The sequence below is a fragment of the Litchfieldia stipae genome, assembly GCF_014837155.1.
Taxonomy (GTDB): Bacteria; Bacillota; Bacilli; order Bacillales; family Bacillaceae_L; genus Litchfieldia.
The window spans coordinates 1-23,768 of record NZ_JACYHA010000011.1; the positions used below are offsets into that span (position 1 = coordinate 1).

Sequence of the window (23,768 nt, forward strand, 5' to 3'; positions counted from 1 at the left end):
TGAATTTCCTCAAGCTTTTTTGTGTGCAATTTACAGTGTTATGTGTTTTGCTAATTCGTATGTTATTTAACCATTGATTTTGGATTTTCTCCACCTTATCGGAACTACTTAGATGAAATCCTCTGGCTTGTTATTTTTCTACATATTCAAATAAAAACGATTCACCATTCATATAGAACCTTGGGTCGTAGATTCCAATTCTTTCATCATCATCTACAACAACGACAAATGGTGACCATTGGTATAATGTTTTTGCAGCAGGATTCATTTCAAAAAGTACTTCAAGATTTGTGTCTTCCTTAGAATGAAGAGTATGAATATGTTTAGGCTTAATGAATAAAGTATCATCAATAATGTCAATCACATTGGCATTTTTTCCAATCACGGTATAATTCCAAGGGATAAAGCTCGCAGAAAGAGCAACCTGATCATAATCCTTCTCATAGTCCTTATACAAAATGAAGCCCTGTAATGACTGAATGAGAACATGTAACGCCATTAATCCCCATGCAAGACGAAATTTTTTATAGCTATTCTCTTTCTTAAATCGAGTGATAATAATTGTCGTAAACATAATTAATAAATAGACAATATCAACAATCGGAATCACTCCAAATGTGACACGAGTATCCGAGAGAGGTTCAAAATAGCCAGTGCCCCAAGCGTTAAACAAATCACTGGTACTATGTATAAATACGGCAATACTCGAGATGAAAAACAGTCGTTTATAGTCCTTTACTTTAAATAGGAGCACACACAGCATGGTTAAGATCAAAGCCCATACCGGTACCATCAGAATCGAATGGGTAATCCCGCGATGCCACATTTGATAAAGCCCTTCTGTATCCCACAAACTTGAAACTACATCAATATCAGGTATTTGACTCCCACCAATTGTAGCGACAATCAGTGATTTTTTCATTGCTTTTGAATCATTGCTCTTATCAATTGCTCCGTATAAGGTCATGCCAAAAAATGTGTGTGTTACTGTATCCAAAAAACTCACCTCAACCATAGTATAAACGATTTCAAAATGATAAGAAAAAAATAACCCAAATAATCGCCAAAATGATTGGCTTTTATTTGAGTTATTAGAGACGTTCTTATGGATGATTATTCTTTTGAAGAGGTTGAGTCATCATCAGGCAATGGATCAATCTTCACAGCATCATGAGTGTCAGTAATTGCACCAAGACCTAAGATTGTAAACACAATACCAATTAAGAGAAAACCAAAGATGACTAGCGTCGTTAGCCACATTCCCGCCATAATAACCCTCCTTTTATACACATATATGCACTATGCAAAGGGGGTATAACGGTTTTTGTTATTAACTCTAAAAGGAAGGCTATTTTTTTCGAAGTGAGCCTAGTTCCTCAACAAGTGCTTGCATTTCATTTGGGCTAAATGAGTTTTTCTTCATGACAAGCTCATAAATTTCAAGTAGGTCCTCATACATTTCCTCGTCAAAGTGTGATGGTTTGATTGCGCCAAGGTTAAGTACTTTCAATTTTTCCTTTATTTGTTCAATCATGTATTCTACATTTTCTATTGATTTTTGAGTTAAGTCCATGTTTGTCCATCCCTTCTATTATCGATGTTCCTATTGTATCACGTTTTTGCCCTAATCCATTCTATTAATTACAAGCTGATTAAAATGATGGAAATTGGTATCTGATTATTTTCTAATTGACGAGTGTTTCTTTATAATGAAATTAGATAGGTTTTGTTTACTCTATCATTTTCAGAAAGGGGTTGTGTGGTTTGATTAATGTGTTGTTCGTATGTTTAGGGAATATTTGTCGTTCGCCGATGGCTGAAGCTGTTTTTAGGAATATGGTGAGTGAGGCTGGTTTAGCAGACAAAATCAAGGTGGACTCTGCTGGAACTGGGAATTGGCATATTGGGAAGCCACCACATGAAGGAACAAGGCAAATATTAACGACGTATAACATTGACTATACTGGGATGAAGGCAAGGCAGGTTGCAAAGGAAGATGTGGTTAACTTCAATTATATTATCGCAATGGATGCAGAAAACCTTGGGAACCTAAGAAGAATGGCTGGCTATCAACAAACAGGATATATCGGAAGACTCTTAGATTTTGTTGAGGAAAGTGACATAGAAGATGTGCCAGATCCGTATTATACGGGGAACTTTGATGAAGTATATGAATTAGTCACAAATGGTTGTAAGGGATTATTAAATGCAATTAAGGACGACCATCATTTATAAAGGTTGTTTTCCCAAAGTTTGTTGTTTTTAGCTGTACATTATTTAAAAGATAGAATTCTAGCAGACTGAATATACTCAAGACTCCCGTGGGATGCGTGAGCTAAAGTGAGACCCCACAGGAGCCAGTGACGAGGAGGCTCACCGCTCACCCCACAGGACGCGGAGTGTATTCAGGCTGCGACTTTAAAAGCAACAATTCATACGAAAACTGCCTTTATAAAAGGATATAACTGGAGGTTAGCAAGATGTCTAAGAAAATGGTACAAGGTATGATGATTGGTGCACTAGTTGGTGCGGCCATTAGTTTGTTTGATCGAAAAACTCGTGAAGAATTTGTTGAGAACACAAAGCGAGTAAGTGAAAAGACCGTTGATCTCATTAAGCACCCTCAGCAAGTAACAAGTGCAGTGAAGGAAAATATTCATGAAGTGAGAACCACATTTGAGCAGCTATCAGATGATCTCCGTTTTTTATCATCTAAAATGAATGAATTAAATGAGACGACTCCTGAAATGATAAGTATGATTAAGGAAACTCAGGAGGCGTTCAAAGATATTAAACCGAACTTGGGTAAGGGAAACGACGAATAGCGAGGTGAAGGAATGGGCAAATGGAGTAGAGCTTGGAGCTTTATTAAGGAACTGTTTAAACGGTTTAATGAAGATGAAGTAGCTGGTCTTTCCGCAGAATTAGCCTACTTCTTTTTACTTTCATTATTTCCATTTCTTATTTTTAGTGTCACATTAATTGGTTATTTACCTATATCAGAAATTGATATCCTAAATAGTGTTCGTGAATATGCTCCAGATGGAACCATTGATATGATTGAGAAAAATTTGGAATCCATTCTTGGTGCACAAAATGGAACCTTACTTTCGTTTGGGATTATTGCAACGATTTGGTCTGCTTCTAATGGAATTAACGCAGTAGTACGTGCATTCAATCGTGCTTATGATGTGAAAGAAAGTCGCCATTTTCTCATTGCTCGTGGGATGTCGATTGTGCTAACGATTGCGATGGTGTTTGTCATTATCATTGCTCTGTTGTTACCGGTATTCGGCAGACAGATAGGCTTATTTTTATTTACAGCGTTTGGATTATCAGATGAATTTATGGGCGTTTGGAACGTCATTCGTTGGATATTCAGTGCTACTATCTTATTTATTGTGTTTAATTGCTTGTATTTATTTGCACCAAATCGTAAGTTAAAAATCAAAGAAGTGGTCACTGGTTCATTTTTTGCTACGTTTGGTTGGATGTTTGTTTCATTAGGTTTCTCTTATTACGTGAGCAGTTTTGGAAATTACTCTGCAACCTATGGTGGGTTAGGAGGAATCATCGTCTTAATGATCTGGTTTTATTTATCAGGGATGATAATTATTATTGGTGGAGAAATCAATGCAATTTTAAATTGTGAGCGGATAAGAACGGAACTGAAATAGAATAGAACTGCTTTATCCTCCAAATAGGGGACAAGGCAGTTCTTTTTTATTTGGACCTCAAGAGGCGCAGTCCGTTTAAGATGACTAGGATGGTGCTGCCTTCATGGCCGATTACGCCAAAAGGTAAGTCAATGATTTGTAGAAAATTAGAACAGATGAGTAACATAATAACGGTGATCGAGAAGATAATATTTTGTTTAATGATACGGTTCATTCGTTTTGAAAGTTCTACAGCTTCAGCGATACGTGTGAGGTCATTTTTCATTAATACAATATCTGCTGTTTCTAATGCGACATCTGTGCCTTCACCCATTGCGATTCCTACATTTGCTGTAGCTAAAGCTGGTGCATCATTAATACCATCGCCGACCATAGCGACGCTTGTGTACTTCTCTTTTAATTCTTTGATATAATCTACCTTTTGTTCAGGTAAGCACTCTGCTTTGAATCCATCAATGTTACATTCTCTTGCAATGGCAGAGGCCGTTCTTTGGCTGTCACCAGTTAACATCAAGGTGTGGATTCCTAATTTTTTCAGGGCTTTAATTGAATCAACCGTGTCTTTTCGGATGGTATCTTTCAAAGCAATTAATCCAATGATTCCATTTGAGTCACTAGCAAATACAACCGTATTTCCCTCTTCTGCAAGGCAGGACGCCACTCCTTCTTGAAAGTGATCAGCCAGTTCCTGTCCAACAAATTCTGCCTTGCCAATTTTCCATTCTCTTGACTGAAGAGTACCGACCACTCCCCAACCAGGAATATCTTCGATGCCATCAGGCTGTAGTAGCTCTAGCTGAAGCTTCTGCTGAGCATGTGTAACAATTGATTTAGCTAGTGGATGTGTTGAATGCTGTTCGATGGATGCAACTTGTTGAATAAACTTCGCTTCATCAATTCCTTCTCGAACTACAATTGATGTGACTTCTGGTTTTCCATTTGTTAATGTACCTGTTTTATCAAAAGCAATGGCTTCTAGGTTTCCTAGCTGTTCAAGGTGAATACCGCCCTTAAATAGAATCCCTTGACGCGCACCAGTCGAGATGGCTGAAAGTGTAGCAGGCATGATTGAGGCAACCAGTGCACAAGGTGAAGCTACAACTAGTAAAATCATTGCTCTGTAGAAGGTTTCTGTCCAAGTCCATCCTAATAAAAAATAAGGGAGAAACATCATCAGTGCAACAGCTGCAAGGACACATTTGACATAGGCACCTTCAAATTTCTCTATAAATAGCTGAGATGGTGATTTTTCACTTTGTGCATTTTGAACAAGTTGAATGATTTTTTGAAATAGAGTGTCACTACTTTCTTTCGTGACTTCAACCGTGATCGAGCCTTGTATGTTTACTGTACCAGCAAACACGACATCACCAGTCATTTTACTTACTGGGATAGATTCTCCTGAGATTGCTGATTCATCAATATTTGTCTGACCTCTTACAAGCTTTCCATCAGCTGGGACCCTTTCACCTGGTCTTATTAAAATATTGTCACCAATTTGTAAGCTTGCTACCTTAACAATCTTATGGACCCCATTTGAGATAAGAGTTGCCTGTTCAGGCTGAAGCTCCATTAGCGATGAGATTTCTCGATGACTTTTATTCATCGTATACGTCTCAAGAGCACCACTTAATGCAAAAATGAAAATCAATATTGCTCCTTCCATCCAATATCCGATGATAGCAGAACCAATCGCAGCAAAGATCATTAGCATTTCTACATTTAGTTCTTTGCTTTCAATGGTATCCTCAATACCTTCTTTAGCTTTTGCGAATCCTCCAATGACAAAGGCTGAAATGAACATCACAATTGATAATGTATCGGCATTTGTTTTTGAGAGAATATAACCAGCGATAATTAAAAGTCCTGAGACTAGTGCTGCAATTAATTCTGCATGTTCTTTTAATTTACCAAGTACGGTAAAATGTTGTTGTTCGTTTTGGGTGACTTCAGTTTCTTGTGATAGTGCTTTAATTCCTGAATTCATATTATCGCCTCCGATTTCTAATTGAGAAAAATAATCACAATCAATTGGGTTATTAAATAACGAAAGCTGCCTTCATGAAAGAAAGCAGCAACAAACACTAATTACTTTTACTTTATAATTATTATAATCTAAGTATAACATGACTAAATGGAATAATGAAGATTTTTTTTTCGACATTAGATGTAGTTGAAGAGGTTGAACTAATTATATGAGGGGAATGAGGATTATGTGCTTTTGAAAAGAAGAGTTTAAAAGGACCACCTTGATGGTCCGCGTTAAAATTATTCTTCTGAAAACATTCTAATTGCCCCTATCACAAACGCTATAGGAAATAGAATGATGGCTAATCTAAGGTGAGGGATGTCTAAAAACAGAATGATAATCACAATAGGTAACCCAACCATTGCAGTCAATGCTGAGAATTTCGCATAGCGGATTCCTGTTCTTGAAATCTCAGGTTCATCGTTATACATCCACCGCTTTCCAAATAGAATACTTTCTTCAGGACAACAATATGTCCAAATCAATAATGCATATAAAGGAATCATAAAGATTACTGTTAAAATAATATTTGCAACCATCAATCAACCTCCAACAACTTTGGTAATAACAGTGTAAATCCTTACTATTAATACGAATGATTAGATGTAGAAGTTTCAAATTTTTCAATGTGTAAGTCCGCAAAAAAAGGCCCTTCACTAAGAAGGACCTCACTCAATCTAACTTTTAACATCAACTACTGACTTCCGACCATTAAACAGAATCACAAGACATAACCCCAAAAACAATGAACTTATAATCATAAAGAAGCTTATTCCTTCTAGAAACTCAATGAACAAACCTCCAATAGAAGGACCCACCAAGCTGCCTAAACTGAAGAAGATTCCGCACATCAGATTCCCTGTTGGTAGCAAATTCTTTGGCATTAAATCTGCCATATAAGAAATTCCAAGAGAAAAGGTGGAGCCAACAAACATTCCAGAAATAAATAAGCATAAGACAAGCCCAGCTATCGAATCCTCCAATAAGCTTGCAGTAGTAAAGCTGATAAAGCCTAAAAATAAAATCGAAATGAGGATCTTCCTCCGTCCCAATTTATCACTTAATATCCCAAGAGGTAGCTGAAAGACAATTCCACCAATGGCAAAAGAGGCTAATAGAATGGAAACAACATTGATATCATGACCAATCCTTAAAGCATACACAGGGAAGCTTCCATTTAAGGAGGACTCCAAAAAGCCATAGGCTAGAGGTGGTAAAAAGGCAACCCAGCCATACTTCCACGCATGTTTAAATCGTTTCAATGTATCAAAGAATGACGTCATCTCAACCTCTTGCTCTGGATATTCATTTTTAAGCGCAAATAAAAATAACCAACCAATCAAGCATAAGACAGACGATAGAATAAATGGGAGTGATTCATGGATATTGACAAGTGGAGTCATAAGAGGTCCCACCGCAAATCCAATCCCGAAAAATAATCCATATAAGGAAATGTTTCGACCACGCTTATTCGCAGGAGAAAAGTCAGTGATCCAGGTTTGCGTACCGAAGTGAAGGGCATGATCCCCAATACCAATCAAGAGTCTTAGAACAAACCAAAACCAAAAGGATTTCCATAGCGGAAAAAGTGCGAGTGCTAGAACAACGATTAATCCCCCAATGACAATCACAGGCTTATACCCAAATCGTCTAAGCGGCTGCTCCATAAAAGGTGATGCTAGCAAAATTCCAATATATAATGCAGTCGCATTCAACCCATTTAAAAAAGATGAAACACCACTATTTTCAAGCAGAACAGCAATTAATGGTAAGAGCATTCCCTGAGAAAAACCAGAAATCGCAACAATACTTACTAAAACCCAAAAACGATAAGTTGTATTTTTCATATGTATCCCCAATGTGAGTAAATTCATTTCCATCTTCCATCATACAAAACTCGGGTGGTGCCTGTCACTACCCGAGTTTTGTCGGATGTTGTGTAAATCAAAAAGGATAATATATTTGTATTTCATATGCAATCCTATAAAATAGATATAAATGACTAAGCTATGGAGGAAAATAAATATGGAATTTAAAATGAAAGAAGTCGGCTTTACGACTCAATTTGAATATGGAGAATTACATGTTGCTGGAGACGAACAGCATGGGTTTAGACCATTTCAACTGATGGTTTCTTCAATTGTTGTTTGTAGTGGTGGAGTGTTACGAAAAATTCTAGAAAAGAAAAGAATCAATATTGACAATATGACAATCAAATCGTCAGTTGAACGAAACGAAAGTGAAGCAAATCGAATTGAGAAGATCTCTATTCATTACATAATTACAGGGAAAGACCTAAATGAAAAGAAAATAGCCCAATCGATCGAGCTTGCTAGCAAGAATTGTCCAATGACACAATCAGTGAAGGGCAGCATTGAGATTGAAGAAACGTTTGAGCTTGTAGTAGCTGAATAATCTGCAAAAGCGTTAGGGAGTGTGAAAATTCCTAACGCTTTTTCTACATATAGAGTAGAACAAAGTAGAGGAATTGATACATTGTAATAGGGTGAAAATTGAATACTACATATAGAGAAGGACAAATCTTGCGAGGCATAAGTTAGGGGAAATGAAATTATATGAAGCACTTTCTTTGGAGAACCATCTTCTTTACCATTGGATTATTTATTATTTCATTAGGAGTTAGTTTAACAATCATAGCGAACCTCGGGGCGGGACCCTGGGATGCGTTAAATGTTGGTTTGTCAAATATGATTGGATTAACGGTCGGAAATTGGACAATCATTATCGGGATCTTACTCATATTTATTAATGCATTTCTGTTAAAAGCAAGGCCAGCTTACTTAGCAATAGTTACCATAACGTTAATTGGCTTTTTTATTGATTTTTGGCTCCTCATTGTGTTTGGGGATTGGACTCCAATAACATTTGGTCGTCAAATCCTTATATTGGTTAGCGGGATTGTTACGTTAGCATTAGGAATTGCCTTCTACTTACAGGCTAAGTTTCCCTTATCCCCAATTGATCAATTGATGGTCGCTATTAGTAAACGATTAAAGGTAAATCTAATGATTGCTAAAACAATGGGTGAGCTCACAGCATTAGTCCTAGCCTTCATATTTAAAGGTCCGATTGGGATTGGGACAATTATTATTACATTTTCAATTGGGCCACTTATTCAAGTTTTTTTCCCTACTTTTGAAAAATGGATGAATGTGTTAAACGAAAATCATCAATTTAAAAAAAAGAATGGATAATATAGCATTTCTTCGAAAAAACTAACAGCAAAGAACTGAAAGGAGTCATTTTCATGAAATCTCTATTTCATTGCATTGCTGTTATCGTTTTATTACTTAGTAGTTCAATAAATGTTTTTGCCGATAAACCGAAAGACAAACCGAAGGAAGAAAAGAAAGAGGTCACTGAAAAAGAGCAAAAACCGACTGAAGAAAAAAGTGAGAAATATAAAATCCCTAATTCGGTTTTGGATATCTCTAAAGAAAATACGTATCCAAATCCAACACAGGATTTACCGTATTTACAACCAAGTGATCTTGCAAAGGAATTAATTGACACTGCAGAGGTGAAAATTGAAAACCCAGATCTCATTAAGATTCTAAATGAATCAACGATTTCAACCACTCCATTAGCAATTGGATACCGTGCAACAATTTATTTGGGACAGTGGGCGTTGAATTATGAGTCATCTGAAACGAATATCAATTGGGAGTTCCAAAAGGTAAATACGAACTATTTTGATAACCGTGGTGGAAAAGCTCCACATCAAATTCATTATCGTCAAGAAGCCCAAAAGCAAGTAGAGGGTGGATTAACAGCAAAAATCGATAGTGCAGATGAAGTGAAGAAAATGATGTTAATCACGGCTGCAAATAAAACGAAGCTTCCATTATCATTTGAGACGATTATTGGAGCCGGAACGAAGAAAGATCAGGTCTATAATATTCCTCCAAAAAGATTAGGTTATTTATATGCATACGCACCTGCGGTTAATGAAAAAGGAAAGGTAACGTATGGCGAGGTATACTTAGTTTTAAAGGGGAGTAAGAAAAGTCTTGTCATTAAAAATGTCACACACCAAGGAATTGGTGCTTGGATTCCTGTACAGGACCACACCTCATTTGGATTCCTTGCTTCTGAAGTACCAAGATAAAAATAGAAACTCATCCGACTATTGACTCCTTTGATTTGTCATTTTTCGTGAAATCAAATACGATAGTACGGAAAGGAGAGATGTCATTTTGGGTAACGCTGTGCACGATAAGGATTCACAAATAGATTATTTGAAAAATCGACTCAATATGTTTATAGAGGTAATTGATTCTCTTGATCCAGAAAACACTGAGTTAGAGGATATCGATCGTCTAATCAAAATGCTGGATGATTTAGAGTTTAAATATGATCAATTTAAGACAGATTGGGATAAGGAATAAGCCACTCATTGGATGAGTGGTTTTTCTTTTTGGCTGTTTTCGTATATATTGTTGCTTTGAATACCGCAGCCTGAATACACTCCGCGTCCTGTGGGGTAACCGGTGAGCCTCCTCGTCGCTAATCCCACGGGAGTCTTCGTGTATTCAGACTGCTAGAATATTAACTCGTTTCACCAGAGGAAGTGATTTTTTAGAAAAAGGTGTAATCGCTTGCATATGTCTTTCACATTCTCCGTTTAGAAGTTATAATTGGTAATGAGAGAATTGGTCAGAAAAGTTGCACTTTTTAAATGGGGAATTACTTAAAAGAAATTGAATATATCTTTTGTAAAGGGGATAAGGGAGAGGGGATTAATGATGGAAAAGCTTCAGGAAAGTATGTACAAGTTAATTGTTGAAACCTCAACAAGACTTCCTAAGGATGTAAGACGTGCGATTGCTAGAGCCAAAGAGCTAGAGAACGCAGGGACACGTTCAGCGATGTCATTGGATACGATCACTAATAATATTAAAATGGCTGACGATAATATCTCACCAATATGCCAGGATACCGGACTGCCAACATTTAAAATTAAGACCCCTGTGGGTGTGAACCAATTAAAAATAAAAGAAGCCATTTACCAAGCAATCGCTCAAGCGACAAAGGATGGGAAACTTCGCCCGAATTCAGTAGACTCACTTACTGGGGAAAACAGTGGGGATAATTTAGGGTACGGTACGCCAGTTATTAAGTTTGAGCAGTGGGAAAAAGATTACATAGATGCTCGCCTTATTCTTAAGGGTGGCGGATGTGAAAATAAGAACATTCAATACAGTCTACCATGTGAGTTGGATGGACTTGGACGAGCGGGTCGTGACTTAGATGGTATCCGAAAATGTGTCATGCATTCTGTATACCAAGCACAAGGACAAGGCTGTAGTGCTGGCTTCATTGGGGTCGGAATTGGTGGTGATCGTACGTCAGGATATGAGCTTGCGAAGGATCAATTGTTCCGAAGTGTAGAAGATGAGAATAGTCATGAAGAGCTTAAAAAGCTCGAAGACTATGTCATGGAAAATGCAAATAAGCTAGGGATTGGGACAATGGGATTTGGTGGAGAAACAACTTTACTTGGCTGTAAAGTAGGAGTGATGAACCGCATTCCAGCAAGCTTCTTCGTTTCAGTTGCGTATAACTGTTGGGCTTTCCGTCGTCTTGGAATCACAATTGATCAGCAAACGGGTGATATCAATGATTGGCTGTATCAAGAGGGAGACGAGATTGATTTTTCTAAGGAAACTAAGGCTGAAACAAATAAAGAGGATGCTAATTTAGTAGAGTTACAAGCACCAATTACAGAGGAACAAATTCGCCAATTAAAGGTGGGAGATGTTGTTCGAATTACTGGTCGAATGTATACAGGACGAGATGCCATCCATAAGTATTTAAGTGACAATGATGCTCCAGTTGATCTGGATGGCCATATTATCTATCATTGTGGACCAGTTATGCTCAAGGATGACCAAGGAAATTGGCATGTGAAAGCAGCTGGACCAACGACAAGTATTCGTGAGGAGCCATATCAAGGCGACATTATGAAGAAATTTGGAATCAGAGCTGTTATTGGAAAAGGTGGGATGGGGCCGAAAACTCTTGCTGCCTTAAAAGAACATGGTGGTGTGTACTTGAATGCAATTGGTGGAGCAGCCCAGTATTATGCCGATTGTATTAAAGGTGTCTACGGTGTAGACCTTATGCAATTTGGAATTCCTGAAGCGATGTGGCATTTACAAGTAGAAGGCTTTACAGCCGTAGTGACAATGGACTCTCATGGAAACAGTCTTCATGAAGATGTTGATAAGTCATCACTTGAAAAATTATCAAACTTCAAAGAACCTGTTTTTAAATAAATATACGAAAGAGCTTGGATTGATGTTCCAAGCTCTTTTTGTCTGCATTAATGTTTCTCATCTAAAAATGGTTTATTTACATAGTGATACATGAAGCCCATTAAGACGGCTCCACCAATTAAGTTTCCTATCGTCACAGGAATTAAATTTCTGATTACCCCGTAAAAGGAAATGCTCTCAGGGTGGTCTAATACTAAAGCTATAGCGAACGTACACATATTGGCAATACTATGTTCATATCCAGAAATAAAGAAACAAAAAACAAATAACATCATTGTAAATAATTTTGGTCCATCATGATCAAAATTCATCGGTACAAAAAACGCTAAACAAACAAGCCAATTACAAAGAATGCCTCTGAAAAATAACGCCATTACTGGATCGGTAACCTTTTTTTCAACAACTCCTAATAAAAATCCATTCACAGATGCATCATTAAAGAGACCTGTTGTGTAAATGAGAAAGGCAAACACAATGGCACCAAGTATATTGCCAATATAACTATAAGTCCAAAGCTTCCATACAATTGCCCATGACATTTTTTTTCTTAGTGCAGCATAGGAGAAATAAAATGTATTACCAGTAAATAAATCTCCGCCTCCATAAGCAATTAGAATGATTGCTGCCCCGAACGTAAGTGCAGCCATTGGATAGGTGAACGGAGAATGCTCTAGATAGAAGAAATTCCCTGTTTTAAAGGCAACAATGACTCCAAAACCTATAAACATACTAGCAAGCATTGATCTAGAAAGATAACGTAATGGGCTGTTCAAAAAGATTTTTTGTTTTTTTAACGCGAGTTCTTCGACACCTTGTAATGGTTTGATTTCCATGATATTCTCCCTTGAATTTCATTTCTCTTACTTTCTCCATTTTAATAGAAGATTATGTAAATACAAAGAGGAGTTGGAAAACTCTTCCCTGAATGAATTGCCTATTTTTGCAAAAACTAACAAAATCAGATGTTGTAATTTAGGGAGGGTCTTTTGGTGAGAAAGATCGTTTGTATACTTACGATGATTGGAATTGTCTTTTCCATTCAAACAAATGCACAAGCAAGCTACTCCAATCAACCGATTCATTGGGGATTCAAAAAAAGCCAAAATCATGAACCACCAAATGCAGGTGAAGAGCTGAATACACTGCTTGAGAACTATGGAACTTATTATCTCGGTGATACCTCGAAAAAGGAAATCTATCTTACATTTGATAATGGATATGAAAATGGCTACACGGGTCAAATATTAGATGTGTTAAAGAAGAAGAAAGTCCCAGCTACTTTTTTCGTGACGGGTCATTATTTAAAAGACCAGGCAGATCTTGTGAAAAGAATGGCAGCTGAAGGCCATATAGTTGGTAATCATTCATGGCATCACCCTGATTTAACAAAGGTCAGTGATGAGCGTTTAAGAAAAGAGCTTAATTCTGTTAGAGATGAAACTGAGCGATTAACAGGACAGAAAAAAGTTGCTTACTTACGACCACCAAGAGGTGTATTTAGTGAAAGAACCCTCGCTTTAACGAAGGAGCTCGGTTATCAAACGGTGTTTTGGTCACTGGCTTTTGTTGACTGGCATGTGGATAAGCAAAGAGGATGGGAGTATTCCTATAATAATATTATGAAGCAGGTTCATCCTGGAGCGATTCTTTTACTTCATACTGTTTCAAAGGACAATGCAGAAGCACTCGAAAAAGCAATTGATGACTTGCATGAACAAGGCTACACATTTCATAGCTTGGACCACTTAATGGCAAGCAAAATGAGGATGGACGAGCCTTTGATTTTTAATATTGATTAGTAGGTAGCACCTTTAGGACTGTCCTAAGGGTGTTTTCGTATCTGAACGGGATTTTTTTGTTATACTAGTAGCATCAAGTAGGTCAAATTAAAAATGGAGCTGTATGAATGAATCGTCAAGTGAAAGATCAAAAGAACACATCAGTTAAATTAAATGAGGGACAAACCTTTCCTCTTACTATAAAACGTCTAGGCATTAATGGAGAAGGTGTAGGATATTTCAAAAAACAAGTCGTCTTTGTTCCGGGAGCACTTCCAGGAGAAGAAGTAGTGGTAGAAGCCACAAAAATTCATCCGAAATTCGCGGAGGGAAAAATCAAGAAAATCCGCAAAAAATCATCCCATCGTGTCATGCCACCGTGTCCAATCTATGAGCAATGTGGAGGTTGCCAGTTACAGCATTTAGATTACTCCCAACAGCTCAAGGAAAAACGAGATATCGTCGTCCAAGCGTTTGAAAAATATATGAAATCATCAGTCGAAAGTTTACATATCAAAGAAACGATCGGGATGGAGAACCCTTGGAACTATCGAAACAAGAGTCAATTTCAGGTTGGATTGCAGAAGCAGAAGGTCATTGCGGGCTTATACGGGATTGGATCACATTCACTCATTGATATCGCTGACTGCATGGTTCAGCATGAATCAACGAACAAAGTGACCCAGGTTGTTAAGAAAATATTACAAGACTTAAGTATTTCTATTTATAATGAAAGAACGCGAAAAGGTCTGGTAAGAACAATCGTTACTCGTGTAGGTGTCCAAACAGGTGAGGTTCAGGTTGTTCTAATTACCTCGGGGAAAGAACTACCGCGCAAGCAAGTCATCATCGAGGAAATTACTCGAAGATTACCAGAAGTGAAATCAATTGTCCAAAACATTAATGGCCATAAAACCTCATTAATCTTTGGAGATGAAACAAAGCACATTCACGGGAAAGAAGTCATTCAAGAGACTCTTGGAGACCTTTCATTTGAACTGTCAGCAAGAGCTTTCTTCCAGCTGAATCCATATCAAACCGTTAAGTTATATGATGAAGTCAAAGAAGCAGCGCAATTAACAGGAAAAGAAAAAATTGTGGACGCTTATTGTGGAGTAGGAACGATTGGCCTTTGGCTTGCTCAAGGGGCAGCAGAATTAAGAGGGATGGATACCATTGCCGAGTCAATTGAAGATGCAAAGAAAAATGCAAAACGACATCATATCAAGAACGCAACCTATGTCACAGGAAGAGCGGAAACGTGGCTGCCTAAATGGGTAAAAGAAGGGTGGAAACCAGACATCATCGTCGTCGATCCACCAAGAACAGGTTGTGATCAAAAGCTACTAGAAACAGTCTTAAAAGTAAAACCCAGAAAATTCATCTACGTCTCATGCAATCCATCGACACTCGCAAAAGACTTGAAAGTACTGTCTAGTCAATATAAGGTTGAATATGTTCAGCCTGTGGATATGTTTCCACATACCGCGCATGTGGAGTGCGTTGCCTTGATGTCAAGGGTAAAAGGGATGACCAACAAAAATTGCCTGAAGTAAAGACTTTTCGGAAGTCTGAGCGTAAGCGCCGCAGGAGGAGGCTTGCTTTGAACGTGAGAATCGAACTATCACTCTAAGAAAACTTATCTACACTTTTCTTCGGAGGGTTTGAGTAGCCGATTGGGATGTTTTTGCGTTAGGATTGAGTTAGTGATTTGGATAACATCGAGCTCGGGCTGTGATTTAGATGTCTGAGCAGAAAATAGAGAAATATAGCAATTAGACAAGGTTGTCTATAGGCATTAACAGGGCATTTCTCGCTTTGTGTCGTGTTAAAAAATGCCTGCTGGTAGTAATCTGGCAGAGAAAAGGAGGTCATCCATATGGATCAAATCAAAATCGGAGTGTTCCTAAAAGAGCTTCGAAAAGAAAAAGATTTGACGCAGGAGCAATTGGCTGAAAAGCTGAATGTCTCTGGCAGAACAGTATCAAGATGGGAGACCGGCAGGAATATGCCAGATATAGGTCTGCTCATCGAGATAGCAGATTTTTATGATGTTAGTATTCCTGAGATTGTCAATGGAGAAAGGAAAAGCGAGAATATGAATCAAGAGACAAGAGATACTGCTATTAAAATGGCAGAATATGGACAAAACGAGATAAAGTACGGAAAACAAAAAGTGATTAGTTATCTGATGTCATTATTCGGTATATTCATCATTATTTCGGCCTTAGCGATATTCCCCAATGATAGCAGCTGGGGAAGTATTTATTCAATTATCGGAAGTATCATTTTAATAATTGGAGCTTACTTCATGATTAAATCTGTATTCGTAAAGAGAAGCTTACGTATATTGAGTGTTGTCGGATGTGCCATTCTATTATTTGCAATTTTTACTATTTCAGATTATCTTGCAGTCACTCAATTCAACCAGGTGCCCAGATTTAGTTATGAGAAATCATACAGTTCACTGAATCCAGATGAAATTGTTCATAAGACTTTATTTTTTAAAGCTGTTCAGAAAAATCCCGGAACGGAGTATGAACGAATTGAAATTGTAAAATAAGTTCAAAAAAAGATAAATCCCAGTTTGTATTAGACAAACCAAGGCTCCTCAACTACCATTATGGCGGCGAGGAGCCTTTTTATGCTTCGATTTTTGTATGGGAGACTTTAATATAAAGAAAAATTAAAGTAAAATACACACGAATTGATACTTCAAATATCATATACATAAAAGCAGTTGATATCGTAAAAAGTCTATACTATCTGCTTTTTCGTTTGTGAAAATACCATTCAGGACTGATTTTCGTTAAAATATACATGGCGATTTTCATAAATGATCCATATTCAAATATACTAGTGTATGATAGTAAGTTAGGAAACATGATGTTAGTGTAAAAAAAGCGGTTTTATCCCGCATTAATGGGTTGTAATGCTTCTACCTCAAAATTTAGCGAAAGCAAAGAAGTTAGGAAAGGAATCAATTGCCCATAAAAACCCAATTGGTTCAGGCTAATAAGATGTTGGTTCTTCAGGTGTCATAGGACATGGCGCCTTTAACCTGAGTTTCTCTAGTTCGGTGGAGGATGAAGAAACCCCAGTGATTAAAAGTTTCACTTTATATTTTTGACTGACAGATAGTTTAAAGTTGTATCAGTAATGAGAGGATTTGAGTTTGCAATGATTGATAATTTTTGGCGTGATTTACCACGACCATTTTTTATACTTGCGCCAATGGAAGATGTGACGGATGTTGTTTTTCGCCATGTAGTAAGTAAAGCAGGTCGACCGGATGTATTTTTTACAGAGTTTACAAACTCGGATAGCTATTGTCATCCTGAGGGAAAGAACAGTGTTCGGGGTCGTTTGTTGTTTACAGAAGATGAACAGCCAATGGTGGCACATATTTGGGGAGATAAGCCCGAATATTTCCGACAAATGAGTATTGGGATGAAAGAGCTAGGATTTAAAGGCCTTGATATTAATATGGGCTGCCCTGTACCGAATGTGGTATCGAGAGGGAAAGGTAGTGGACTTATTCTGCGTCCAGAAGTCGCAGCAGAACTTATTGAAGCAGCAAAAGCGGGTGGACTGCCTGTCAGTGTGAAAACACGACTTGGCTATTCGGATGTAAATGAATGGGAGGAGTGGCTAACGCATATTTTAAAACAGGATATCGCAAATCTTTCTATTCATTTACGTACAAGAAAGGAAATGAGCAAAGTAGAGGCACACTGGGAGCTGATTCCAGAAATCAAGAAATTACGTGATCGTGTGGCACCGAATACGCTACTAACCATCAACGGGGACATTCCTGATCGTGAAACAGGACTGAAACTTGTTCGTCAATATGGTGTGGATGGGGTTATGATTGGGCGCGGAATTTTTAAAAACCCATTTGCCTTTGAAAAAGAGCCGAAAGAGCATAGTAGTATGGAGTATCTCAATCTTCTAAGATATCATCTTGATCTTTATGACTACTATTTAGAAAAACTGCCACGTCCAATTACTGGGCTCCATCGTTTTTTCAAAATATATGTCAAAGGATTTCCTGGAGCAAGCATGTTAAGAAATCAATTGATGAACACAAAGTCAACGGATGAAGTACGTCAATTACTTGATCATTTTGAAAAAAAGTGTTGACAGGACAGGGACAGTAGAATGAGGTAATGCATAAAAATTAGAGGGAAAATGAATCCTATCAACTCATGTGTATTTATAATTTTACTATTAAATCGAAAAGGTAAAGTTAATTGATTCATGTTAAGAATCCTTCATTCCATATGATTAGGTAGAAAAATTCATTTTATCAGAAATAATCTTTATTTTATTTTGAAAAATGAAAAGCCAGTGAAATTTTACGACGAGTAAAACCTCACTGGCTTTTTTAATGTTTTAAAGGAGGGTTTTGTCCTAGCTGCAATTAAATTTTTTCATATTTAAAGAATATTAATTTATTGGTTTGTTTGTATTCTGTGGTTTTAACATAACTTAGCTTTTCGTAGAAATGGTGATTACGATAACTTAGATAAGGCGCATGCAAAGTAAATAATTCACTTTAATGCAAACTGTTTCAATGTACTTTATAGCTTATGAGTCTAAGCCGGAATTTTGTACATTTTAATTGAGAAACAATTCATCTTATTAAAATAGATTATCACAGGTTAATGGAGCAACAGATGAGTTGCTTCAAATTTTATTTGCATGTCACTAAATAATGATTTTAACGTTCAAAGAATAAAACGATACCTTGTAATAGCTTGGGATAAAGCCGATTATAGTGCTTACCAATCTGACATTTGCCATAATCTCTATGAAAAGCTATTAGAAATTGATACTATTGCTATAGGGGTAGATGTAATAGTTACTTTAAGATATTAGCCTTCTTAATATTACATTGGCTTAATTCTCTTGTATGGCTTTCATTTTTTTTAATGAGTAAGGATATGGAACTTTTCTGTGATGAAAGCGTATTAAAAGTATGCATGAAAACACAAAAAACTTATGTTAATCCATTGCTGTTGCTTGCTATCGGAAAGCGTATTTTAAGAGGAACTTCTCTAGCTTTTGACAAGGGAAATGTAAAGGGGAGGATTAAAAACGTGTTAAATTATAGAAAGCCAAAATTTTGGGTGATTGCTGTTACTTTAGTTGCAATTGTAGTACTTGTGGTTGCTCTAGTTACCAATTTAATTACAACTAAATCAGGTGATGACCCTCTTGTTTCTCAGTTTTTAAAAAATAAAACCGAGTATGTAGGCAATAACTCAAAAGTTGGAGGTATCATCTTTTTATTAACGTTCCCTAAAAACATCGATTACGATTACTTTGAGCTTTCTACTGATAGTGAGCCTTTTGCAATAACTGTAAATTTACAAACGGATACAGAGACTAGAAATTTTTATAGTGATGAAGCAAATCAACAACAGTTTGAAGTTAATGCTATCATTATGTTTGCCTTGATTGGAAACGTAGAATATATCAATTTTAACCTAAATGACGGGCTAACCTCCTATAATATGCAGTACACACGAGAATGGGCAAATGATCAATATGGAAAAGATGTGCGTGATTTTGCCATAAGCGAAGAAGAATTTAGTAAGCTGATTAAGGGTACATCTTATAATGGAAAATATAGAGATTAAAATGATATAGCACAACTTGTGGAAGAAAATCTTGCTATTATAATGTTGCAAAATTCGAATCAAGACATCTACACTTGGATTTTATAGTCCACTCTTATAGTAGTGATGTAAAATCGCGCCGAGCTTTTATAAATAGAATTTCATTTTTAAATCTTTTGCGCAGGAGTGTATCTGACGGTCATCTTGATTTTTGAGAGAGGTTATGAATGTTCTTGTTAATTCATTATTGGAAGTTGTGGCAGCGTCCCAGGTTGATACAAACGAAGTCCGGAACGCGCCACGCAAAGAAATGGTTATCATCATGAATTGGACACATGGCTAGGTACACTAGATTTGAAGATTCGAAAACCTCACAAAGGCAGTTACTATCCAAGTATGCCAAAACCCCGAAAACGTATAGAAAAACATTGCTCTCTGTTATCTAAGAAGCATATTTCATTGTATTTTGAATCAGTTAAATAATCCATTCGTTGGAATCACCGGGATCAAGTGATGGGAGGGTTCCAATAACGCCGAATACGCTGTCGGTTACTTCAATATTGGTAAGCGTCACATCACCAGTATTTGTTACGATGAATTTAAATTGCGGTGTTACTCCGTCTGGAAGCAACGGTCCTGGAGACGTATCGGCTTCCTGCCATGTTGCTCCATTATCTACCGAAACATATTTCTCAATGGTGATGGAAGGGATGACGCCAAACCAATATGTCGAATTGGTGTCAGAGAGAGTATTGCCGTCATATTCACCAGTTACCGTTGCGGCATTCACGTTTTGTCCAAGCACCCAGGTACCGACAATAATCCAACTAGCTGAATCTCCCGGTGGCAGAACGGGCATGGTCCCAACAAAACCGTATATATCGTCCGTTACTTGGACATTGGTTAAGGTTACGTCTCCCACATTAGTAACTGTAACTCTAAACAAAGGATTGGTCCCTATGGCAACATTTAATCCTGGAGGTGTATCCGCGTCATACCAGGTAATCCCGTTATCGTTAGATACCTCTTTTATTATATTAATTTCTGGCTGTGGAGCTTCTTCGCCGAACCAATATGCGACATCAGCATCGGATACTCCTTCGTCAGATGTTGCTGTTGCAATATTCATTTGATTCCCAAGTGCCCATGTACCAACAACTATTGTGGATGATGATTCACCGGGGGCTAAACTTGCGATTGGTCCAAGCACTAAGCCATAAACATTGTCATTTACTATAACATTGGTCAACGTGATATTGCCCGTATTAACAACTGTGAATTGAAATTGTGGATCTGTGCCTTGTGGTACAGGTGGGCCTACAGGAGCATTTGCTTCAAACCATGTGACCCCATTATCTGGTGAAACGTATTTGTCTACTTCAATGGACGGTGCGGCCGCTTCAACCCCAAACCAAAATGCCGTGTTCTCATGGGTAACCCCCTGATCACATGTTGCCGTCGCAATATTGGACTGCTGGCCAAGTGCCCATGTGCCGTTAATTGTTACTGTTTCCGATTCGCCGGGGTTCAAATCCGTTGGACCGATAACCGTTAAATAAACATTATCCGTCACGGTAACATTGGTCAACGTAACATTTCCTGTGTTTGTAACTGTAAATCGAAACTGCGGATTGTTGGGAAAAACTACATTCGGGCCTGGAAGCTTGTTTGCATCGAACCATGTAACCCCATTGTCTGGCGATACTTCCTTTTTCACGGTAATCGCCGGAAGTGCCGCTTCCACACCTACCCAATATGTCGAATTGGTGTCAGAGAAGGTATTGCCGTCATATTCACCAGTTGCCGTCGCGGTATTCACGTTTTGACCAAGTACCCATGTTCCATCGAAAATGAATTGGTCCGAAGCGGACTTCTCCAGTGTAGCTATTGTTCCAATTAAACCGTAAACATCGTCCGTAACTATAACATTGGTTAGTGTAGCAGTTCCATTATTTGTAACAGTGAAACGAAAACGCGGATTTGTGTTAGAAGGCACATCCGGTCCTGGGGCAGTATCTGCCGAGAACCATGTTACACCATTATCAGGCGAAACCTCTTTTTCTATCGAGATGGAAGCGATTTCAGTTAAGCATGACTGCGGATCAGGCAGAGTTCCTTCAAACAATTCATTATGACTTTCGGAAGTTCCCGTAAGAGAGTTAAAAATAATATTGCCATTAATTTGGCTAGATACGGTAGTTGCATCTGCAAATGGGGCCAATACCGAGCCATATATTGCGGTCGTACTATTAGTCCATGTTGCTGCTTGAGGAAAATTCCAAAGGATTAATCGTGCATCGCTTCGAGTTGCGGTTACTCCATTTCTAAAAATTTGGTAACTACCAAATGCAATGTTTGTTCCTATGACATTGATTAAAACTGTAGAACTTAGTGGAGCTACAATATTGATGCCATTCAACTGATTCAGTGACAATCCTGACCCTGCTACATCATTTGCATTTATTTCAAATATATTCAAATCTGGCTCGGTACCGGTTAGAGTTAATCCCCCAAAGCTTACACTTGCAGTACCAGTTGCCGTCAGATTGCCCCAAAAGGTACTTGCGCATTTTAAATAAGTTGCTTTCTCTGTAAAATTGATTGGATTCCCAGTTACAAAAGTACCGTTTGGGTTTCCCATAGTATAATTGATTACTGAACTAGATGCTCTTCTGATAGTATTGCCACTAAAATTCGAACCACTTGTAACATTTACATTACCGCCAATTACAAAAGAGGCATCCGTTCCAAAGGGTGGTAATGGTGAGATGGAAGCGCCTATTCCGTAGTTTTGCAAGGTAACATTACCTCCTACGGCTACTCTTCCTTCGGCATCTGTATTGCTCATATTCATATCTTGTATCACAAACACATTGTAAATGCCTATTGGTCCAAGGTTTACTGCCATTTTTCCATTCCCTCCTTTTCAACGAAAATCGAGCCAATAATCGTCATATTACGAACATCGTTGAGGTTATAGTGAAACCTTTTCTGAATGTTACTCCATTTAACAGGAGTGTTAATGCAGTTTAAATTCGTTGACATTATTACATTCCTCCCGTTGTATGATAATATGCACTGTCGCTGGCGTAGTAGGTGTTGCCTTCGAATACGGCCGTTACGCTTGCAGTATTAACGTGTATGCCAAGCTGTTCATAATTGATGAGATCCTCGAGTTGGAACTGAAGAAGTATCTGGGTTTTAATAGTATCTTTGAGCGTCTGATTCACCGAATTGTTGATTTTCAATAAATCATCAATTGTAGCGGGCTCTGGTGGGGTTTGCCCGTCAAGTGTTCCAAGGACATACTGAATCTTTTCAGCTTCGGCGTTGATGATATGAGACAATCCTAATTCTTCCAATGCTATGGACGCCAACAAAAGATTGATGACGCTATCTCGGTTAATATTGATATGTGGAGTTACATTAGGCATGTTTGGAAATGACATAATTGGACTCCTTTCTATTTGGTTTTTATATCACAAGATGTTTTTTCGACATTGGTTCAACGCTCAAAACTAAATGAATAACAAGGCGGTGCATATGTGTCTGCTTATCTACTCATTAAAATTTGCAATTACAAAGTTATGGCGTCCCGGTAGTCGTCGTTGTGGATGTCGAAATGGATAGCGTATCTTTCAACTTAAAATGAAGAAGCATTTGGTTTTTAATGACGTTTCTCAATGTTTGACTAACCGACTCATTGATTCCTAGAAGTTCATCAATCGTCGGGGGCGTAGTGGGGGGATTCTGTCCTCTGAGCGTTCCAAGGGCATACTGAATCTTTTCAGCTTCGGCGTTGATGATATGAGAAAGCCCCAGTTCCTCAAAGGCCACGGAAGCAAGCAAAAGATTGACAGAATCTTCAAGAGTGATACTGATGGTTGCATTTATGTTAGGTATATTGGGCATTGACATAGAGTAAATTCCTCCTTTCAAGTATTAATGCTTAATGATATCTCACGCTTTCAAACATAGAATCAAATCTATAACGATTATTAAAGCAGATGAGATATATGACACTCAGTGAAAGTGTTTATGCTATATTATGTCAATGTTGACTATGTGATTGTGCTGTCGTCTATCATGTAACAGTTTGACAAGTAAAGAAGTTTAATGATTAAAGGCATACTAGATTTAGATAAGAACTATTTATCAGAAAAAATAGTAAGTGATATGGCAAAAGGAAATGATGATTTTACTGATCTGTTTCATAATGAATTTAAGATGTTGACGGACATTGGAAATAAATATCGTATACGACATCATGAGATTGAAATAACTAAATTCCGTTATTATGACTATCTTTTTAATTGTTGTTTAGCACTAATTACACGAGCTATAAAATAGTTGAAGGACTA

At 37.7% G+C, this 23,768-nt stretch carries 24 protein-coding genes and 1 pseudogene; 14 read left to right on the forward strand and 11 right to left on the reverse strand.

The genetic code is table 11. From position 1 onward, the window contains the following. Positions 1–130 precede the first annotated feature (130 nt). The 3 genes from F7888_RS13385 to F7888_RS13395 form a co-directional block, all read right to left on the reverse strand. Positions 131–997 (reverse strand): metal-dependent hydrolase, encoded by an 867-nt coding sequence (locus F7888_RS13385; protein ID WP_191780249.1) that lies wholly within the window; start codon positions 995–997, stop codon positions 131–133. A 116-nt stretch (positions 998–1,113) separates the two neighbouring features. Then, complete coding sequence (locus tag F7888_RS13390) at positions 1,114–1,269, reverse strand: hypothetical protein (protein ID WP_191780250.1); 156 nt, start codon at positions 1,267–1,269, stop codon at positions 1,114–1,116. A gap of 79 nt (positions 1,270–1,348) precedes the next feature. Continuing rightward, positions 1,349–1,573 carry a DUF1128 domain-containing protein gene (locus tag F7888_RS13395; RefSeq protein WP_191780253.1) on the reverse strand — a complete coding sequence of 75 codons (225 nt, stop codon included), beginning with the start codon at positions 1,571–1,573 and terminating at the stop codon, positions 1,349–1,351. A gap of 191 nt (positions 1,574–1,764) precedes the next feature. Between F7888_RS13395 and F7888_RS13400 the strand changes: the two genes are divergently transcribed. From F7888_RS13400 to F7888_RS13410, 3 genes are all read left to right on the forward strand, one after another. After that, positions 1,765–2,235 carry a low molecular weight protein-tyrosine-phosphatase gene (locus tag F7888_RS13400; RefSeq protein WP_191780255.1) on the forward strand — a complete coding sequence of 157 codons (471 nt, stop codon included), beginning with the start codon at positions 1,765–1,767 and terminating at the stop codon, positions 2,233–2,235. Positions 2,236–2,480: 245 nt separating this feature from the next. Continuing rightward, entirely contained in the window at positions 2,481–2,825 is a 345-nt protein-coding gene (locus F7888_RS13405; protein WP_191780259.1) for a YtxH domain-containing protein, read from the forward strand. 12 nt (positions 2,826–2,837) lie between these two features. Then, positions 2,838–3,677, forward strand: coding sequence for a YihY/virulence factor BrkB family protein (locus F7888_RS13410; RefSeq protein WP_191780265.1), 840 nt, complete (start codon positions 2,838–2,840; stop codon positions 3,675–3,677). A 46-nt stretch (positions 3,678–3,723) separates the two neighbouring features. Here F7888_RS13410 and F7888_RS13415 read toward each other — a convergent pair whose 3' ends face one another. The 3 genes from F7888_RS13415 to F7888_RS13425 all read right to left on the reverse strand — a co-directional run bounded on the left by F7888_RS13415 (position 3,724) and on the right by F7888_RS13425 (position 7,553). Further along, positions 3,724–5,664 carry a heavy metal translocating P-type ATPase gene (locus F7888_RS13415; protein ID WP_191780266.1) on the reverse strand — a complete coding sequence of 647 codons (1,941 nt, stop codon included), beginning with the start codon at positions 5,662–5,664 and terminating at the stop codon, positions 3,724–3,726. 281 nt (positions 5,665–5,945) lie between these two features. After that, positions 5,946–6,245, reverse strand: coding sequence for a hypothetical protein (locus F7888_RS13420; RefSeq protein WP_191780268.1), 300 nt, complete (start codon positions 6,243–6,245; stop codon positions 5,946–5,948). 138 nt (positions 6,246–6,383) lie between these two features. After that, positions 6,384–7,553, reverse strand: coding sequence for an MFS transporter (locus F7888_RS13425; protein WP_191780270.1), 1,170 nt, complete (start codon positions 7,551–7,553; stop codon positions 6,384–6,386). Positions 7,554–7,731: 178 nt separating this feature from the next. Between F7888_RS13425 and F7888_RS13430 the strand changes: the two genes are divergently transcribed. The 5 genes from F7888_RS13430 to F7888_RS13450 all read left to right on the forward strand — a co-directional run bounded on the left by F7888_RS13430 (position 7,732) and on the right by F7888_RS13450 (position 12,005). Continuing rightward, positions 7,732–8,121 carry an OsmC family protein gene (locus F7888_RS13430; protein WP_191780272.1) on the forward strand — a complete coding sequence of 130 codons (390 nt, stop codon included), beginning with the start codon at positions 7,732–7,734 and terminating at the stop codon, positions 8,119–8,121. A 161-nt stretch (positions 8,122–8,282) separates the two neighbouring features. Continuing rightward, positions 8,283–8,921, forward strand: coding sequence for a YczE/YyaS/YitT family protein (locus F7888_RS13435; protein ID WP_191780274.1), 639 nt, complete (start codon positions 8,283–8,285; stop codon positions 8,919–8,921). Positions 8,922–8,974: 53 nt separating this feature from the next. Then, positions 8,975–9,835, forward strand: a complete 861-nt coding sequence (locus tag F7888_RS13440) for a YfkD famly protein (protein WP_191780276.1) — start codon at positions 8,975–8,977, stop codon at positions 9,833–9,835. An 88-nt stretch (positions 9,836–9,923) separates the two neighbouring features. Further along, a complete protein-coding gene (locus tag F7888_RS13445; RefSeq protein ID WP_191780277.1) occupies positions 9,924–10,115 on the forward strand; it encodes an SE1561 family protein in 192 nt (63 codons plus the stop codon). Positions 10,116–10,469: 354 nt separating this feature from the next. After that, entirely contained in the window at positions 10,470–12,005 is a 1,536-nt protein-coding gene (locus F7888_RS13450) for a fumarate hydratase (RefSeq protein WP_318246287.1), read from the forward strand. 47 nt (positions 12,006–12,052) lie between these two features. Here F7888_RS13450 and F7888_RS13455 read toward each other — a convergent pair whose 3' ends face one another. Next, a complete protein-coding gene (locus tag F7888_RS13455) occupies positions 12,053–12,838 on the reverse strand; it encodes a formate/nitrite transporter family protein (protein WP_191780278.1) in 786 nt (261 codons plus the stop codon). 183 nt (positions 12,839–13,021) lie between these two features. Between F7888_RS13455 and pdaA the strand changes: the two genes are divergently transcribed. From pdaA to F7888_RS23075, 6 genes and pseudogenes are all read left to right on the forward strand, one after another. Beyond that, complete coding sequence (gene pdaA / locus F7888_RS13460) at positions 13,022–13,804, forward strand: delta-lactam-biosynthetic de-N-acetylase (RefSeq protein WP_191780397.1); 783 nt, start codon at positions 13,022–13,024, stop codon at positions 13,802–13,804. A 107-nt stretch (positions 13,805–13,911) separates the two neighbouring features. Further along, the gene (gene rlmD / locus F7888_RS13465; protein WP_191780280.1) at positions 13,912–15,339 is read left to right on the forward strand and encodes a 23S rRNA (uracil(1939)-C(5))-methyltransferase RlmD; all 1,428 of its coding nucleotides are present in this window, start codon (positions 13,912–13,914) and stop codon (positions 15,337–15,339) included. A 323-nt stretch (positions 15,340–15,662) separates the two neighbouring features. Further along, positions 15,663–16,346, forward strand: coding sequence for a helix-turn-helix domain-containing protein (locus tag F7888_RS13470; protein WP_019155151.1), 684 nt, complete (start codon positions 15,663–15,665; stop codon positions 16,344–16,346). 617 nt (positions 16,347–16,963) lie between these two features. After that, the gene (locus F7888_RS13475) at positions 16,964–17,926 is read left to right on the forward strand and encodes a tRNA dihydrouridine synthase (protein WP_028988130.1); all 963 of its coding nucleotides are present in this window, start codon (positions 16,964–16,966) and stop codon (positions 17,924–17,926) included. A gap of 746 nt (positions 17,927–18,672) precedes the next feature. Next, positions 18,673–19,428 carry a DUF4825 domain-containing protein gene (locus F7888_RS13480; protein WP_256464900.1) on the forward strand — a complete coding sequence of 252 codons (756 nt, stop codon included), beginning with the start codon at positions 18,673–18,675 and terminating at the stop codon, positions 19,426–19,428. Between the two features lie 267 nt (positions 19,429–19,695). After that, a pseudogene (locus tag F7888_RS23075) lies at positions 19,696–19,890 on the forward strand (transposase); the annotation flags it as partial. Here F7888_RS23075 and F7888_RS13490 read toward each other — a convergent pair. The 4 genes from F7888_RS13490 to F7888_RS13505 all read right to left on the reverse strand — a co-directional run bounded on the left by F7888_RS13490 (position 19,883) and on the right by F7888_RS13505 (position 23,325). Further along, on the reverse strand, positions 19,883–22,315 hold the full coding sequence (locus F7888_RS13490; RefSeq protein ID WP_019155146.1) for a choice-of-anchor A family protein: 2,433 nt from the start codon (positions 22,313–22,315) through the stop codon (positions 19,883–19,885). The pseudogene F7888_RS23075 and the gene F7888_RS13490 sit on opposite strands and share 8 nt — an antisense overlap. Beyond that, positions 22,306–22,452 carry a hypothetical protein gene (locus F7888_RS13495; protein ID WP_019155145.1) on the reverse strand — a complete coding sequence of 49 codons (147 nt, stop codon included), beginning with the start codon at positions 22,450–22,452 and terminating at the stop codon, positions 22,306–22,308. The genes F7888_RS13490 and F7888_RS13495 overlap by 10 nt, the downstream gene beginning before the upstream one ends. A 2-nt stretch (positions 22,453–22,454) precedes the next feature. Then, positions 22,455–22,856: a hypothetical protein gene (locus F7888_RS13500; protein ID WP_019155144.1), complete on the reverse strand. Its 402-nt coding sequence runs from the start codon at positions 22,854–22,856 to the stop codon at positions 22,455–22,457. 136 nt (positions 22,857–22,992) lie between these two features. Further along, positions 22,993–23,325 carry a hypothetical protein gene (locus tag F7888_RS13505; protein WP_019155143.1) on the reverse strand — a complete coding sequence of 111 codons (333 nt, stop codon included), beginning with the start codon at positions 23,323–23,325 and terminating at the stop codon, positions 22,993–22,995. Between the last annotated feature and the right edge of the window lie 443 nt (positions 23,326–23,768).